Annotated in this window: 13 protein-coding genes and 1 pseudogene; 4 read left to right on the top strand and 10 right to left on the bottom strand. The window is 49.5% G+C overall.

The window, feature by feature from the left end:
• Window positions 1–583: pseudogene (locus RMO52_RS23365) on the top strand (alpha-glucan phosphorylase); the annotation flags it as partial.
• A 608-nt stretch (window positions 584–1,191) separates the two neighbouring features.
• Window positions 1,192–1,626, top strand: coding sequence for a hypothetical protein (locus RMO52_RS23370; RefSeq protein ID WP_310419131.1), 435 nt, complete (start codon window positions 1,192–1,194; stop codon window positions 1,624–1,626).
• 96 nt (window positions 1,627–1,722) lie between these two features.
• On the opposite strand, the gene RMO52_RS23375 is transcribed toward RMO52_RS23370, so the two are convergent.
• The 5 genes from RMO52_RS23375 to RMO52_RS23395 all read right to left on the bottom strand — a co-directional run bounded on the left by RMO52_RS23375 (window position 1,723) and on the right by RMO52_RS23395 (window position 6,970).
• A complete protein-coding gene (locus tag RMO52_RS23375) occupies window positions 1,723–2,799 on the bottom strand; it encodes a HupE/UreJ family protein (protein ID WP_310419134.1) in 1,077 nt (358 codons plus the stop codon).
• 110 nt (window positions 2,800–2,909) lie between these two features.
• A complete protein-coding gene (locus RMO52_RS23380; protein ID WP_310419137.1) occupies window positions 2,910–4,289 on the bottom strand; it encodes a hypothetical protein in 1,380 nt (459 codons plus the stop codon).
• Between the two features lie 24 nt (window positions 4,290–4,313).
• Complete coding sequence (locus RMO52_RS23385) at window positions 4,314–4,946, bottom strand: hypothetical protein (RefSeq protein WP_310419140.1); 633 nt, start codon at window positions 4,944–4,946, stop codon at window positions 4,314–4,316.
• A 57-nt stretch (window positions 4,947–5,003) separates the two neighbouring features.
• Complete coding sequence (locus RMO52_RS23390) at window positions 5,004–6,227, bottom strand: DUF4331 domain-containing protein (RefSeq protein ID WP_309740219.1); 1,224 nt, start codon at window positions 6,225–6,227, stop codon at window positions 5,004–5,006.
• Window positions 6,228–6,364: 137 nt separating this feature from the next.
• Entirely contained in the window at window positions 6,365–6,970 is a 606-nt protein-coding gene (locus tag RMO52_RS23395; RefSeq protein WP_310419143.1) for a PEP-CTERM sorting domain-containing protein, read from the bottom strand.
• Window positions 6,971–7,543: 573 nt separating this feature from the next.
• Between RMO52_RS23395 and RMO52_RS23400 the strand changes: the two genes are divergently transcribed.
• Both RMO52_RS23400 and RMO52_RS23405 read left to right on the top strand, forming a co-directional pair.
• Window positions 7,544–8,098, top strand: a complete 555-nt coding sequence (locus RMO52_RS23400) for a sigma-70 family RNA polymerase sigma factor (protein WP_309740217.1) — start codon at window positions 7,544–7,546, stop codon at window positions 8,096–8,098.
• 230 nt (window positions 8,099–8,328) lie between these two features.
• Window positions 8,329–8,988, top strand: a complete 660-nt coding sequence (locus RMO52_RS23405; protein ID WP_309740216.1) for a cupin domain-containing protein — start codon at window positions 8,329–8,331, stop codon at window positions 8,986–8,988.
• 11 nt (window positions 8,989–8,999) lie between these two features.
• Here RMO52_RS23405 and trmD read toward each other — a convergent pair whose 3' ends face one another.
• The 5 genes from trmD to pdhA all read right to left on the bottom strand — a co-directional run.
• Entirely contained in the window at window positions 9,000–9,695 is a 696-nt protein-coding gene (gene trmD / locus RMO52_RS23410; RefSeq protein ID WP_310419148.1) for a tRNA (guanosine(37)-N1)-methyltransferase TrmD, read from the bottom strand.
• Between the two features lie 217 nt (window positions 9,696–9,912).
• On the bottom strand, window positions 9,913–10,599 hold the full coding sequence (gene bioD / locus RMO52_RS23415; RefSeq protein WP_309740214.1) for a dethiobiotin synthase: 687 nt from the start codon (window positions 10,597–10,599) through the stop codon (window positions 9,913–9,915).
• Window positions 10,600–10,825: 226 nt separating this feature from the next.
• On the bottom strand, window positions 10,826–13,099 hold the full coding sequence (locus RMO52_RS23420) for a serine/threonine-protein kinase (protein WP_310419152.1): 2,274 nt from the start codon (window positions 13,097–13,099) through the stop codon (window positions 10,826–10,828).
• Between the two features lie 210 nt (window positions 13,100–13,309).
• A complete protein-coding gene (locus RMO52_RS23425) occupies window positions 13,310–13,954 on the bottom strand; it encodes a hypothetical protein (protein WP_310419155.1) in 645 nt (214 codons plus the stop codon).
• Window positions 13,955–14,289: 335 nt separating this feature from the next.
• Window positions 14,290–15,201: pyruvate dehydrogenase (acetyl-transferring) E1 component subunit alpha (gene pdhA, locus RMO52_RS23430; protein WP_310419158.1), on the bottom strand; the 912-nt coding region annotated here is incomplete at its 5' end.

Below are 15,201 nucleotides of genomic sequence, written 5' to 3' on the forward strand. Positions count from 1 at the left end.
CTTAGAGCAAGAAATCGTCCCACTGTTCTACGATCGCGATAAAGAAGGCTTACCCCGGAAATGGGTCGCCAAGATGAAAGATGCCATCCGGCTCAATTGTCCGACCTTCAATACCGCCCGGATGCTCCGCGATTATGCCACCGTCGGCTACTTCCCCGCGAGCGATCGCAATCATGTCGTTACCGACGATAATTATCAAGCTGGTAAGGATCTCGCCCACTGGAAAGAAAAGATGCTCAAACATTGGAGCGATCTCAAAATCCACACCGTCGATGTCTCCGCACCCGAAGATATCAACGTCAATCAAGCGATTTCCGTCAAGAGCCTGATCCAACTCGGTAATCTAGAACCCCATGATGTCCAAGTCGAACTGTATAAAGGCGCAGTAGACACCAACGGTAAAATTACCAACGCAGACACCGCTGTCATGACCTACCAAGGTCGCGATGGTGCAGGCAATAGTCTCTACACCAGTGAGATTGCTTACGCCGCCAGCGGCTTGCAAGGCTTGTCTCTACGCGTGTTGCCCCACAACCCCCATCTGAGCAATCCTTATGAGTTAGGGTTGATTCAATGGGCGTAGGTTAGGGTTTAGGCTTTAGGGTTTAGGCTTTGGGTTTTAGGCTTTAGGCTTTAGGTTCTGAGGATGAGGGGTTGCGGCTTGCCGCAACCCCTCATTTTTGATTGATGGAGTTAGGAATGATTACAACTGATACCAATCTCTCATCGAAATCCCTCGCCCTCACCCCGCCATCGCCTCCGGCTCTGGCTCCCCTCTCCCAAGCTTGGGAGCGGCGCATCGAACGGGAGGTTCCCTCCCGTTTGTGTGCGCCAAGACAGAGGGGCTGGGGGTGAGGGCGAGGGGTTTCGCTCTCAAAAGAAGGGTTTGTGAAGCGGATTTAGTATTACCTCTTACCCCTCACCTCTTACCTTTTACCCCTAAAGCCCAAAGCCTAAAACCTAAAGTCTGGCCTTAGCACTTAATCCGCTAATAAAATTTAATTTGGAACATTCCGTAATCTATTAGCGTCAATCTCATGTAAGCGGGTAAACATCAGACATCCGATGCACGACAGCAGCGGTCCAACAGAAGAATAATTTTCTCCGTTCGGGATGTCAGCAGCACATCCGTCGCGTAAATCTACTTAAACTGGGAAACTAAAAATGAAAAGAAATATTGTTGCATTAGTTATGCTTTGCTCTTCAGTTGCCGCTTTCGGAATGAGTGCGCCTGCTAGGGCACAAATGGGTCAAAACACGATCGGACCATCTCTAGCCATCGGTGGCGGCAGTACGACAATTGGGATTGATTCCAAGTTCGGTGTGAGCGATAATCTATCACTGCGTCCTTTTGTATACTTCCCCAGCGGTGGTACTGTTTTTGGCAGTGCGCTCACTTATGATTTCAATCTAACCAACACTGGTAACAAAGTGCAAATCACTCCCTTTGTTGGTGGAGCTGTAGATATCGGCACTGGTGGCGGTTCCAGCAATACTGTCGTTAGTTTCGTTGGTGGAGCTGACTTTGACGTAACTGAGGCCGTTCAGTTAAAAGCAGCTTTAGCTGTACCTTTGAGCAGTGGCTATAGCACTGATGTAAGACTGGGTGCTGGTTTCCGCTTCTAATTGCAGTAGCTAACGATCGCACCCCAATGTGAGTGCGATCGAATCTCAAAAGCCTTCTCTAGTTTAGAGGAGGCTTTTTCGTGAGCCGATTATTTCTTAGCCTACAAAAACTCTTTCCCAAAACCAGATCGCACTCATCAAGATAATCCCTACTGAAATTAGCCGCCGCATAGTTAAATCCCAGGAAAACTTCCGCAGATATGAGAGTAGTAAGTAAACAATCAGCACGATCGCAAATTGTCCTAATTCGATGCCAATACTGAAACTACCTAGAGAAGTTAATAAATTAGTTCGCGGTAACTCTAACTCTTGCAAAGCCGAAGAAAAGCCTAAGCCATGAATCAGACCAAATGCAAACGATAGCTGCCATCTGGCTTGAGGCTGCTTGCGCCACAAATTCTCAGACGCAATATAGGCGATCGAAAGTGCGATCGCGATTTCTACAAAGCGACTGGGTATGGAGACAATATTAAAAGCTGCTAGGAACAAGGTAAATGAATGTGAGGCGCTAAATGCTGTCACTACCTTGAGTAAATACGGCAAGCTGCCACCCAACATTAATAAACTAATTAAAAACAAAATATGATCGTAACCAGTCCAAATATGCTCGATTCCTAAACCGATAAAACTCGTAATTTGTTGCCAGATGGGAGCGTCAATTAGCGCCGCAGTTGTGGATGTGGGTGTCAAAACGAGATTGTCAATTCGATCGTTGCGGAAGACCTGTGCCAGACACCGGGCGGTCGTTACGCCTGGTACAAATAGTTCGTAATGGATTTGCAACCGATCGATTGGTTGTGTCCAATGATATGCCAATAATAAGCTACTGTGAGTTTCGGGAGTAGCATTGAGATTGTTCGGTAAATTTTGAGTTACACCAGCACGCACACTTGAGGTCTTCGGTTTTGCTCCTGCTGCTGTCAACCGAATTTTGTCATTTAGAAATTGCTGGAGATTTGGCTGATGTCTGGTTATTTCTGGAGTTGATAACTGTCGATCGCGATCGTCATCAAACTGAGTGACTAACCCCGTCGGGATGGTTAAATTAATAGTCACATCTGCTTCCCTAATCTGAATATCTGCTACGGATAAATCTGCCCAATGAGCCTGACTGGGTGATGCTAAAGCTAGAACCATTAACAACCCCAATCCCCATGACAGAGAGATTTGCAAAAGTTTAGAGCTGTTGAAATAAGGCATAGTAGATTTCCTAAATTTAGCTAGAGCGATCGCTTTTTAGGCGTCGGCGTTGTCGAGTTGAAATTGCCTAGACTCGGAAGACCTCAGTTCAATCCTGATAATCCAACACCTAAACCTAGAGCTTGTCTGGCTCCAGCGTCAAATCGCGGGTCGATCGATTTAACCCGTTCGCGATACATTTGCGCTTGCGCTAGTTGCCCCCTCGCTTGAGCGATAACCGCCGCTCGATCGGTTATTGCCGGATCTTTGATTCCCGACTTCAACGCCTTCTCGATCGCCTGCTGAGCCGCTGTTAGCTTGCCCATGCGTTGATACACAGCCGCCAATGTATCCCAGGTTTCAGGATCTTGGCGGATTTTAATCTCGGTTTGCATGAGGGTGAGAGCTTGAGCTAAATCCTCTGTCTGTCCGCGTTCGAGCAACAGTTGCGCCAATTCGCGCTGATGTCCGAAACCACTGAGATCCGCTTGTAATCTGGCGACTGCTCGGCCCCAAGTTTGGCTAGCCATGGGATCTCCTTGTAACCGCTGGATTCGTGCTAAGCCTCTGAGGGCAATGTGGTCGTAGGTCGTCGGCGATTGCTGGTTGCTTAAGAAAAATCGATCGTATAAGGCGATCGCGCGTTGCTGGTGCTGCGTCTGAGTCGGATCGGCTTGCCACCGTCGGACGGATAATTCTGCCATATTTAACAACGCTGGTGGATACTTCGGCAGAATTTCCAAAGCAGATGTATATAAGTCCTCCGCCTGCTGAAGTTGCCCGCGCTTATAATAAAACCGCCCCAATAAAGTCCGCACCCACGCCGAACTGCCAGCCTCATCCGGTTCTTCAGCCGCGATCGCCGTTTGAAAATCCTGCACTGCGGCGATATCCCGTCCCTGAGCGACTGCTACCAAAGCTCTGAGTGCAAAATTACTCAGGGTGGGCAGCCGTCGGACGGCGGTGTCGGCACTTTGCTGGGCGGCGGTGGTGTCCCCCACAGCTAGATAGTTAGTCGTCAATAGCGAGAGGGATTCTGTTTTTGGGGGGAGTTGTTTGAGTAAAACTAAGGATTGGGTGAAGTCATGTTTTGCCGCTGCTAGTTTCGCCAGCACTAAAATTGCCCCATCGTTATCAAATGGTAATTGCGCTAGCGATTGCTGTGCCGTTTGTTGGGCGAGGAGGTACCAACTACTTTCACCAGTCGCTCGCGCCATTTTGAGGTAGTTTTGAGCTAATGCCGCGCGTTCGAGTCCGGCGGTGGGTTGCTGTTGAATGATGCGTTGGTTGAAGGCGATTTCCTGTTGGAGATTTTTGGTAATACTCCCGACAACCGGACGCTGAAATGGATATTTCCAGGCTGGATTGGGGCGAGAGATCGAGGAAATTACCACATAAGACGCGATCGCGCCACCACATCCGATGAGTGCGAAAAACCAGCGCCATTGACGCTGGGACGCTCTGGATCTGAGAGAATTTTGCATAGTTAGCTAGTAGTTACTGATAATTTACCGAAGTTCGATAGTCGTGGGTGAAGGCTCGATCGATCTTGGTGGCTGAACAGGAGGCGGAATCACGAGCGTTGTCCCCTCGCGGCGATCCTGGGGAACTGGAGCCAGCGGCGGCGGCGCGATTGGCACTGGCGCAACAGTAGTCGCTCCTGTTTGGATCTCGACCTTGGTTACACCGACATTCATCGAGCCTTCTTTGAGATCCGCAACTAGTTTGCGCGGATCTTTATAACCCAGCCTCGGAGCTAAAAGTATCGCCAGCCCTTGCGCCATCTCCGTTTTGTTTTGAGCGATTGCCTCTGCTAAGGCAGTCATTAAGCTACGATTGTCGTCGAGTTGGCGTTTGACGCGCTCGGCTTCTGCTAGTGAAATTTCTGGCGCAGTCGGTCGCCAAGTAATCCCGACTTGCCAGCGCACACCACTGGAAGCAGCATTGCCACCACTGTTAAAACCACCATTAAAACTGTTGGAGCCGAACGAGTTATCGTTATTTGACGAACCTAGGTCGAGCTTGACGCAGAGATTGGAGCAATTATCCACGCCTGTTGAAAATGAAGAAAATTGTGCTAAACAGGGCGCTGCGATTGTAGTCAAACCCAGTAGGAGAGCAGAAAGTAGAGCATATTTCATGGTAGTTAGCTACAATATTCGATCGCATCCCTCAACTGGGTTCTGACTGCTGGCTGGTTAATTTGGCAATGCGAGATAAGGAAAACTTCCTTCAAGCGGTTTGTGACCTTGGGCGGGGTTCCCGGGGGTGCCCTCATAGGTCGCGTTATCACCCTTAATTGCCCCATTAGTAAGGACGCTCAGCGTGATATCAATGACATCATCCTTAATCAGCCGTCCGCGAATTGGGCTACCTTTGGCATTGAGAGCATTGCCATAACCACTAGGAGCCGTGGTATCGATTCGCATCACATCTGGTAAAAAGGCAGTTAATAAAGCATTCGTCCGAGCTTCATCGTTCCCCAATGCTTTGAGCGTGCGGACAGCTTCGGCACCGATTGGAGCCGCTGCGGGAGAGAGATCGGCTGTCGGCGGCACGCTATTAAAGGTATTGAGTAAATCATTACTGACGATTAAGCCCTCGTTGATGGCGGGACGAGCTAGGCGTTCTACCTGCTGGTATTTGCCAGTTGCGGGATCTCTGAGCGAAATTGTCTCCCAGATATCATAAGTAGTCGCCTCCGTTGTCCCTTGGAGAAATTTCTGCGGAATCCGAATGGCGATCGAATTGACATTAAATCCTTTAAAGGAGTCCACCGCTCGATCGGACGGACGGAAGCCAACCGCAGGGCCGATCCCAAGTGCCCCAGCTCGAACGCGGAAAAATTGTTCGACATCGAAGACAAATGGGTCTTCCCGTAAACCAGCAAATACGGAAATTTTGGAGCCAGCGGCTGCTAATTGATTGACAATTGGTGCCGGGGCACCCAACGGAGTAGTGCTGAGATTTTTTGCGGCGGTTTCTTTGCCATCCTTGATGACAGTCAGCTTCATTTGCTGCTGTTGGCGATCGTTTGGCGCACCAAATTCAAAGCGGAGCGTAATATCTTCTCGCCCTGTCGGTGTGGCATCCTTATCGGCAACGCGAGTTAGTTTAAATTCATAGCGGGCATTGGTACTAAAATAATACTGCTGGCGGGCGATCGAGCGTGGGTTGCTATTCATCACCAAGACGAGATCGCCTGGATTGGCATTTGGATTTTGATCTTGTTCCCGAAAAGCGTACAAGTCGGTCAAATTCAAACTGCGCCCTTTGGCATCAACCTCACCATCATCATGGTCGGAAGCCATCAAAGTTTGCGGTAGACTAGTTGCTGCCAAGATCGCCACAATCGAGATGCCGCCCAGCACTAAAGATTTTTTCCAGTTAGACTTAACAACCTGAAAAATTGAAACTGCCATATACAATCCTATTGATGATTATAAAGTGAATAAATTTGTCACTCTATGTCGATATACGCTGGTAGTTTCAAAACGGATCTTTAACTAGCTAATAAAAAATAGCTTACTCTAATAATCATTAGCTAGTTATGAGCGAGCTAAAAGTTATTTTTGTCGGTCGATCGGACAAACTTAATTCTCCGTCTGGCATACACACCAGAGCCAATAGCAACTAAGCTACCTAGAATCGTTGCTGGTTCGGGTACTGCGGTGGGAGTAACGTTGCCCACGCCAGTAATAGTATTACTAAAAGTCCCCACATCGGGATTATCAAAACCTGTGGTAACTAGAAAATAATTAGTACCAGCAGTCAGAGCTGTAGTAAATCCAGACAAGCCAATTGTCGGGTTATCATCATTGCCAATGAGAATATTTAGAAGTGGATTAGTAGGATTGAAGGAATTTTGATACAGAAAAGTGTAGTTGTCAAAATTCGCCGTACTCTGAAAAACATAGTTGTCTGGATCGCTGACTGTAAAACCGAAACTGCTGTAGGAAACGGCTTCTCCCGATGCACCAGCTATAGCTGTTGGCGGGCTATTGAAATTTTCGACAGGTCGGTTCCATGTTGGAGCATCCATGGTAGTTTCAGTGTAATTAAAGGTAGCAGCTTGAGCATTAGGAATAACAAACGAAGATATCAAAGCTGTAAATCCAAGTAAAATGCTAGTACTAGTAAAAGCAACTTTGGTATTTGCAAACATAGTTTTAATCTGATAACGGCAACATCTACCTATCTTAGTCAGTTATCTTTATCTAACGTCAAGTGGTTTTATGATTTTAAAAAAATTTCAGCTAATATGCTTAGTTATTCAGGCTTTTACAGGTATTTTATTCATGAAAAGATCGGATTATCTCCGCTAAAACACTTAAATTTAATGCCAAGTTTCTATTATAAAAAACAAAATTATAGCAATAAAAATTCAATGTATTCATCTAATATGAATGCATTATTTTTAAAGATTTTATTTTTAAAATCTTATTGAATATGTGTGATTTTAAATTTTTTAGTCAGTGAAAGTAGCATTAAATAAAGTGCGATCGGTAGACAAATGTTGTATCATCATCTCAAGCTTTATTAAAGTTGTCTTTGTAAATCGAATCTAGATTTGCGTTAGCAGTACCGATCGATCCGAGATATCTGTGTATACGCTCCTCATCCCCGAATGGATCTCAATTAGTCACAGTGGAGTTGAGATCTGCCGATCGGGCGAGACAATTCTGGTAAGTATCAGCTATAATGCCTCTACGGCAGCATTTTCCTCCCTCTGTAGCCAATGGTTGAAACCGCAAATTTACTCTCAAAAATCGCTGAGGGGGATCGGAGTGCATTATCGAAACTATACGATCGCTACGCACGGACAATTTACGCGATTGCTTGGAAAAGTCTCAACTCAGTTGAGGACTGTGAAGAAGTTGTCTTAGACGTATTTGCCCAAATCTGGCGGATTGCTGACAGGTTTGATGTTAGCAAAGGTTCGGTCGAACAGTGGATTTTTATGCTGGTGCGCAGTCGCATCCTCGATCGGTTGCGGAAGTTGCAACGGCTCGATAAAGTTAATACAGCGATTTCTGATGCAAAAGGAATCGATTTGCCAACTATCAGCGTAGATCCAATTGAAGCGATCGAAGTTGACGAACGCCGACAATTAGTACTTGCGGCATTAAGTCAGATTCCTGCCGCACAACTTGAGGCGATCCAATTGGCTTACTATCAAGGTTTAACTCACACTGAGATTGCCGCACGGACGGGACTGTCGATCGGTACTGTCAAGACGCGACTGCGGCTAGGATTGAGTAAACTAAAAGTAGCTTTCAAAACTGAATTGTAGTAACGGATTGGTAAAAGTCAAAGATTATCATTTTTAGTCAGATCGCTGCTGCAAATATGCACTCTCGAAAATTTTCCCGGCCCCCGATTGCTAACTTTAGCCAAAAGTATCATCCTTTGCTGGATAGATTCGATCGATAAACGGAGCCTGGGCAAAAACAGTAAGTAATGCCGCAGATATTCATCAGGCACTACTAAAACCCCATCATCCCCCGTTTCTACACTTAACTCATGAACGAACATCGATGTTTTTGCGATCTCGCCCCACTATACGCGCTCGATCTGCTCGATCTTGAAGAACGGCTCTGGGTAGAGGCTCAAATATTAGCTTGCCCCGATCTGGCTGAAGAACTTGCAAGTTATCAGGCTGCGGTGGGTGTCATCCCCTATAGTGCGCCCGCCGTGCCGATGGCAGCAGATCTCAAGGCTCGGTTATTCGATCGAATTGCGGCTCCTGTCGAGCAGCTAAGTCCAGCCGCTGCTGGGCAAACCAGTCCTAATTCTCAGCTAGAAACCCATGTCACAGAGCGCTCCGAACCAGCGATGGTGACAATGAGAGCCGCAGATCTACAGTGGCAACCCTACCAGACAGAGGGAGTAGAAGTTGCCATCCTCTTCCTCGATCCTCTCAACCGGATGTGTTCTGCCATCGTCAAAGCAGCAGATGGAGTCATCTACCCACTCCATCAACATCATGGCATTGAAGAAATCTACATGTTAGAGGGAGAACTCGAAATTGATGGGCAAGTTTACCTCGCAGGAGACTATATTCGGTCGTACCCCGATTCGATTCACCCGCCTGCGACTACCAAAGGCTGTAAGTTTTTGGTGCGGGCTTGTATCGATGATAATTATGACAAAAATTTGGTAGCTCGATCGACACTAGATTAAAATTGCGGAAGCTACGATTGAGTGTCTTCGACCCACTTAGTATACAAGTCAGGACGTTTGGTTTGCGTGCGATCGAGTTGTTGTTGATGCCGCCACTGGGCGATTTTTTCGTGATTGCCGGACGTTAATATGTCAGGAACGCGCCAACCGCGAAATTCTGCGGGACGCGTGTAATGAGGATAATCGAGCAACCCATCCTCAAAACTATCGGCATAGATCGATGCGGCTTTACCGACGGTACCCGGTAGCAAGCGCGTAATCCCATTGATAAGAGTGAGCGCCGGAATCTCGCCACAAGTCAGCACAAAATCACCCAAAGAAATCTCACGATCGACAATATTCATCACCCGCTCGTCGATCCCTTCATAATGACCGCAAATCAGCACCAATCGATCGTAGTTAGTTTGCAGCTCGTGAAATAGGGCGCGATCGATCTTTTCGCCCTGGGGACTCATCAATAGTACCTGGCTGCGGGGAAAACTCGGTAGTGACTCTACAGCAGCAAAGATCGGTTCTGGCTTCATCACCATCCCCACACCACCGCCATAGGACTCATCATCGACCTTATGATGACGATCGATCGTAAAGTCGCGCGGATTGGTAATATGCACCGTGGCAATCTGCTTGGCTAAGGCTTTGCTCATTAAGCCGCAACCGAGCGGCGATGTGAAAAAGTCTGGAAAGAGGGTGATGATGTCAAAACGCATCGGAGGAGATGGGAGATGGGAGATGAGGGGACGGGGAGTGCGGGAACAGGGGAAACCCCTGTCTTGTCTCACCTCTTTTGATGGGGAACCCGTCAAAAGGTGAGCCGCAAGTAGAGCACCTTTCCAAGATAGATCTGTAGGTTGGGTTGCGGATGCGCGCTCTGGAGGTTTCCTCCAGATTGAGCGCACCAAGCAGAAGAATGAAACTAGAGCAAACCTAAGAATAACTAGCCGTGAGTTGGGGTAGTAAAACTTCCAATTCCAGATTGGCAGCGGCGGCGGCTAATAGATCGAGATCTGCTAGATCGGGGAGATAGGGTAGACAACCGAGGACGGGCGTACTCGTAAGCGATTGAATCAGCTCGGCTGGTGCCCAGTTAGCAATTTCAGTGTCAGTGAGTGGCTGGGGACAATTAAGCACGATCCCGCGTAGTTGGACATTATACTGCCGCGCTAGAGCGACATTGGCGACTGCCGAGCCGATCGAGCCGAGTTTGACGGGGACGACTAAGATTGTTGGCAATCTCCACTCTCTTGCTAGATCTGCCACGACTAGCTCGGCAGTAACTGGTGTACCCAAACCCCCGATCGCTTCTACTAGGATAAAATCTTGCTGTTGGCGCATCTGTTGGAGTGCTTGCCAAGCTAGCCCTAGATCGATCTCGACACCCGCTTGACTGGCGGCGATCGGTGGGGCGAGCGGCTGTTCGAGATAAATTGGGTTAATCTCGGCGATCGAGCGATCGAATAACTGACTATAGAATTCGCGATCGCCGCTACCGCACTGAATCGGCTTGAGAATGCCCCAGTTTTCCCGAGGACGATACTTTTTGCCATAGGCGATTAATGCTGCGGTCAAGACGGTTTTACCCGCCTCTGTGTCGGTACTAGTAATTAGAAGCATTTAGATTAATTGAGAATTGAGAATTGAGAATTGAGAATGCGTTCCCACCTTTGTTTCCCAATCGTGGAAACGCACCAAGCAAACCCCACTGGGCGTGATACCTGTCTTTGTAACCTAACAATAATCCACCTTCTAGGTGGGGGATTTAGCGGATGCGCGCTCTGGACGTTTCCTCCAGATTGAGCGCACCAAGCAAACCCCTGTTATTTGTTAAATTAAAACCGTCCTAATCTGGATCGCTATTGTTGCCTGATGGCGCGGAGTTTCTATTTGGGCGAATGCGTTGTGGTGCCGTACTTTTAGCATCGGGCACGGGAATCGCCACCGATGGTTCGGGCACGGGAATGGGTCGGGCGTTTTCTGGGGTAGCTGGGCTAGTATTGGTTGGCGGGGATTCCGCTTCGGGCTGACGGCGACGTGGCGTGGGGGTTTCTTCGGTGGCTTCGACCTGACGGCGGCGACGGCGCGGGGTGGGGGTTTCTTCGGTGGCTTCGACCTGACGGCGGCGACGGCGCGGGGTGGGAGTTTCTTCGGTGGCTTCGACCTGACGGCGGCGACGGCGCGGGGTGGGAGTTTCCTCTGTGGATTCGCTGCGATCGCGCTGAACTTGGGGAGTCGGTTCGACCTGCACTCGATTGCGGCGACGTCTGCGGACTGGGCGCGGCGATTCGGTGGCTGTGGGCGTGGGGGTGACGCTAGGGGCAGGCAAGTCGATCCCGCCGGGAAGATTATTAGGGGCTGAATTTGGATTGGGGTTAGTCGGAATGGGGGCGATCCCATTGCCTTCGATCGGTGCTGGGGTACCTGGGGGTAGGCTGGAGCCGGGGCTGGGTGAGGGATTAATGCTTGGTGTCGGTATCGGTGTCGCTGTCGGGGAGATGGCGACTTGAGTGACGCTCAATTTATAGGGAAATATGCTGCCTTTGATGCCTTTAATCGGACGTAGCTCGATCGTATAATCGCCAGATGCCGGGATTTGACCGCGCCAACCCACGACGCGATCGGCTCGATCGTCGATCGGGGTACCTGTGGGCGAGAGAATCGTCATCAGGACTTGAGTCGGGGAGGTAGTTGCATTGGGGAGGGAGATCGGGGGGTTGGTAGCGGCGTTATTTTTTGACTGGCTGGGACTGGGTTTGAGGGGATCGATCGGACTTGAGAGCGAGTTAGCCGGATCGGTGGGTGGTGTTGTTTGAGTGGGGTCTGTCGGCGACGCCAAGGCGGGGATGAGCTGAATGTCGAGATTTTGTCCGGCTAGAGCTGGAATCCGATATTTGATGGGAGTCGTAGCATCGACAGTACCTTCTTTGACGATCGACAGATTCATTTCTGGTTGAATGACATCGCTGGCGGCGGTAGTCGGGCTAGGACTGCTGCTATCGGTCGGAATAGTCGGATTATTAAAATCGACTTGTTTGGGTGGCGTTGTCGCTACCGGGTCTGTGGGACGACGGAGTAATTGGCTGACGCCAAACCACGAGCCAAGTCCAGCTAGCAGGGCGATCGCGATTCCGGCGGGGATAAATACTTTGGGCTGTTCCCAGATCGATTTGCGATCGACATTGATAATTGCTGCTGGGGATGGTTCGGAATGCGGGATACTCTTACCCCCGACAGCTACTGTTTGCAGGGTTGAGGGGCGTGGGGGCGATGGTGCCGCGATTGACTGCGGCTCGATCGCACTTGAGAGAGCTTGGCTGACTTCCAGTGCCGATTGGTAGCGATCTTCTGGCTCAAAACTCAACATCCGACTCAGAATTGCGGCGAATTCATCGCTAATCTGCGTCCATTTGCGCCAATTCCAATCGATCCGATCTCCATCAATCAGTGCGCTGGGATCTTTGCCTGTGAGCATGACGATCGCCGCGATCGCCAGGGCATAGAGATCGGTACTCGGCGAAATTCGACCGCTGTGAACTTGCTCCGCAGGTGCGTAGCCCGGTTGCCCGATCGCCAGCCGATTTCCGGGCGACTGGATCTGGTTGATAAAGTCCGTCAGGACACCAAAGTTCGTAACAACTGGTAAGCGATCGCGATCGCGGCAAATGATGTTTGTTGGGGACAGATTGCGATGGATCGTCCCTTTGCTATGAGCGTAGCCGATCGGCGGTAAGACTTGGGTGAGAAATTGGTGGACTTCGGCTGCGGTAAACTCGCTACCGACATTGCGACGTTCTGCGAGCAGTTGGGCGTAAGTTTTGCCAGCCACATAGTCTCGGACGATTAACAGCCGATTTTGCTCTTCGAGCGTCGTCCAAAACCTCGGAATCTGTGGATGCTGGAGCTGATACAGGGGCGTAACTTCCCGCTTGAAAAACTCTTTAGCAGCAGCGACAGCAGTTGGCGATTGGGCGGTAGGGATCGCCTCTACTAACGCGCAGTAGGCATCAGCACGACCGCTATCGGTTGCCAGATACGTCCGCCCCAATGTGTCATCTTCAAGTAAATTGAGAATGCGGTAACGTTGCTGCAAAAGAGTATCTGGGGCAATTGGTAGCATACGGTGTGCGCGCTCAAAATTACAGCGATCGAAACGATGACTTCACCCGTTCGGGCTAGGTGTTCAAGATGGTTGCCGCAATCGGTTAGTTCCTGCGGACTGGATCTCTTACTTATGTATCCTACTATCTTTGTGGACGATGAGATCGATTGTCACGTCCGATCGAGATCTAAACTGCGTTGTTTTAAAATTTTTTCACCAATATAATCGTTATTTAGGGCGATGAATGATGTTTGCATTTGGCAGTCGCCGCCGTTGAATAACCCGATCGATTCCTGACAAGTTGAGATAGGGATTTAGGAGTTGGAGTGCGTGGGCTGGAAGTGGCGAATTACTAATATATTCAGTGGTGCGATGGTCGCGTTCGATCGTCACTTTCCAGGGGATATAGTTAGCTGCTTGCGATTGCGAACTAAAGGTCACTTGTTGCCGATCGATTTGCAGTTTAATTTTAATCGACGGATAATCATCGCGGCGATCGAGCTGGGGCTGATAGCTGCCGACTCGGAGCGGTGTTTGCGCCAGAGTTGTCAAGAATTTGGTACCGATCGCAGCAGGAATCGCGATCTTTTTTGTCTGCTGTTGATGAACTCCGGCTGCACCATAACCACCGATGGCAATGTGAGCATTACCAACGAATTTATCCTGGTGGCGGCGGAATTTATAGTGACGCAAAACTGGGGTGATGTCTGAGTAGCCATTCCAATCATTGTGGATTTCGATGGCACTTGCCTGCATCACGGGTGCTAGGTTGGGTAGCTTTGTAAGTGGCTGACTCTGTGCGGCTCCCTCGATCGGGGAGTGAGCGCAACTACTACAGAATATCAATAACAATTGGGGCAATTTTTTGTACATCAACCAACTCCAGTTATCGCCCGAATTGGTAAGCTCGGTAGCTGTTCTAGGTGACTACTTTTGAGTTATGGCGGGCTGTTAAATAGCGGTTGCCTTTAGTGAGATGATGTCTGAAAAGTCTGACCTGTTAAGCGCAAACCCTAGAAATCCCCCTAGTCCCCCTTGGAAAGGGGGGAACCGGATTCAAAGTCCCCCTTGAAAAGGGGGATTTAGCGGCTCCCGCACGCCTCTGTTTCCCGACGGTTTAGGGAGACAAGACAGGGGGATTTAGATCTACGATCGAAGCCAATAAGACTTTTCCAACACCCTCTCACTAGCAGTAACCGCTCGGTTAACTAATCTTCAGCAAAGATATAACGCCGCAATTCGCTCGGATCGGGTTCGGGACTATTTTCCGCAAACTCGACCGAATCATCGACTACTGCCTGTACTTCGCGATCGAGTGCGGCTAGTTCTTCGGTAGTAACTAACCCTTCAGCAATTAAATAATTTGCCAACTTTTTAATCGGATCGCGGGCAAACCAAAACTCTTTTTCTTCCTTCGGACGCAGTTCGTCGGGATCTGCCAAGGAATGGCCGCGAAAACGGTACGTGAGGGCTTCAATTAGCGTTGGCCCTTCCCCCGCACGAGCGCGAGCGACTGCCTCTTTAGCGACGCTGTAGACGGCCAAGACATCCATCCCATCGACTTGAACGCCGTGCATCCCGAAGGCAGCACCTTTGGTATAGATTTCCGGTACCGATGTCGCCCGTTCGTGAGACATCCCGATCGCCCACTTATTATTTTCGACGACATAGAGCATTGGCAACTTCCACAACGCTGCCATGTTCAGGCATTCAAAGAACTGACCGTTATTAGCCGCCCCATCGCCAAAGAAGCAAGCCGAAACCAGATCCGAACTCGCATCGCCCAGTGCCTCACGGCGATATTTACTCGCAAACGCCGCCCCAGTCGCCACCGGAATCCCCTCAGCCACAAACGCATATCCGCCGAGTAACCGATGCTCCTTGGAAAACATGTGCATCGAACCGCCGCGTCCTTTGCTACAGCCAGTCTCCTTGCCAAATAACTCCGCCATCACCTCGCGGGCGGGTACGCCAGCACTGAGAGCGTGGACGTGATCGCGATAAGTACTAGAAACATAGTCTTGTCCCGGACGCATCGCTTTAATTACGCCAGAGGAGACCGCTTCTTGACCGTTATACAGGTGGACAAAACCAAACATTTTGCCCCGATAGTACATCTC

This window comes from Chamaesiphon sp. OTE_8_metabat_110 (assembly GCF_031382685.1).
In the GTDB taxonomy this organism is placed as follows: domain Bacteria; phylum Cyanobacteriota; class Cyanobacteriia; order Cyanobacteriales; family Chamaesiphonaceae; genus Chamaesiphon.

What these genes read in the sequence shown, in the direction of transcription:
- bioD (WP_309740214.1), bottom strand. Translation starts at nt 10,599, where the DNA reads ATGCTTCTAATTACTAGTACCGACACAGAGGCGGGTAAAACCGTCTTG.
- RMO52_RS23400 (WP_309740217.1), top strand. Translation starts at nt 7,544, where the DNA reads ATGGTTGAAACCGCAAATTTACTCTCAAAAATCGCTGAGGGGGATCGG.
- RMO52_RS23405 (WP_309740216.1), top strand. Translation starts at nt 8,329, where the DNA reads ATGAACGAACATCGATGTTTTTGCGATCTCGCCCCACTATACGCGCTC.
- RMO52_RS23395 (WP_310419143.1), bottom strand. Translation starts at nt 6,970, where the DNA reads ATGTTTGCAAATACCAAAGTTGCTTTTACTAGTACTAGCATTTTACTT.
- trmD (WP_310419148.1), bottom strand. Translation starts at nt 9,695, where the DNA reads ATGCGTTTTGACATCATCACCCTCTTTCCAGACTTTTTCACATCGCCG.
- RMO52_RS23425 (WP_310419155.1), bottom strand. Translation starts at nt 13,954, where the DNA reads ATGTACAAAAAATTGCCCCAATTGTTATTGATATTCTGTAGTAGTTGC.
- RMO52_RS23385 (WP_310419140.1), bottom strand. Translation starts at nt 4,946, where the DNA reads ATGAAATATGCTCTACTTTCTGCTCTCCTACTGGGTTTGACTACAATC.
- RMO52_RS23370 (WP_310419131.1), top strand. Translation starts at nt 1,192, where the DNA reads ATGCTTTGCTCTTCAGTTGCCGCTTTCGGAATGAGTGCGCCTGCTAGG.
- RMO52_RS23380 (WP_310419137.1), bottom strand. Translation starts at nt 4,289, where the DNA reads ATGCAAAATTCTCTCAGATCCAGAGCGTCCCAGCGTCAATGGCGCTGG.
- RMO52_RS23420 (WP_310419152.1), bottom strand. Translation starts at nt 13,099, where the DNA reads ATGCTACCAATTGCCCCAGATACTCTTTTGCAGCAACGTTACCGCATT.
- RMO52_RS23390 (WP_309740219.1), bottom strand. Translation starts at nt 6,227, where the DNA reads ATGGCAGTTTCAATTTTTCAGGTTGTTAAGTCTAACTGGAAAAAATCT.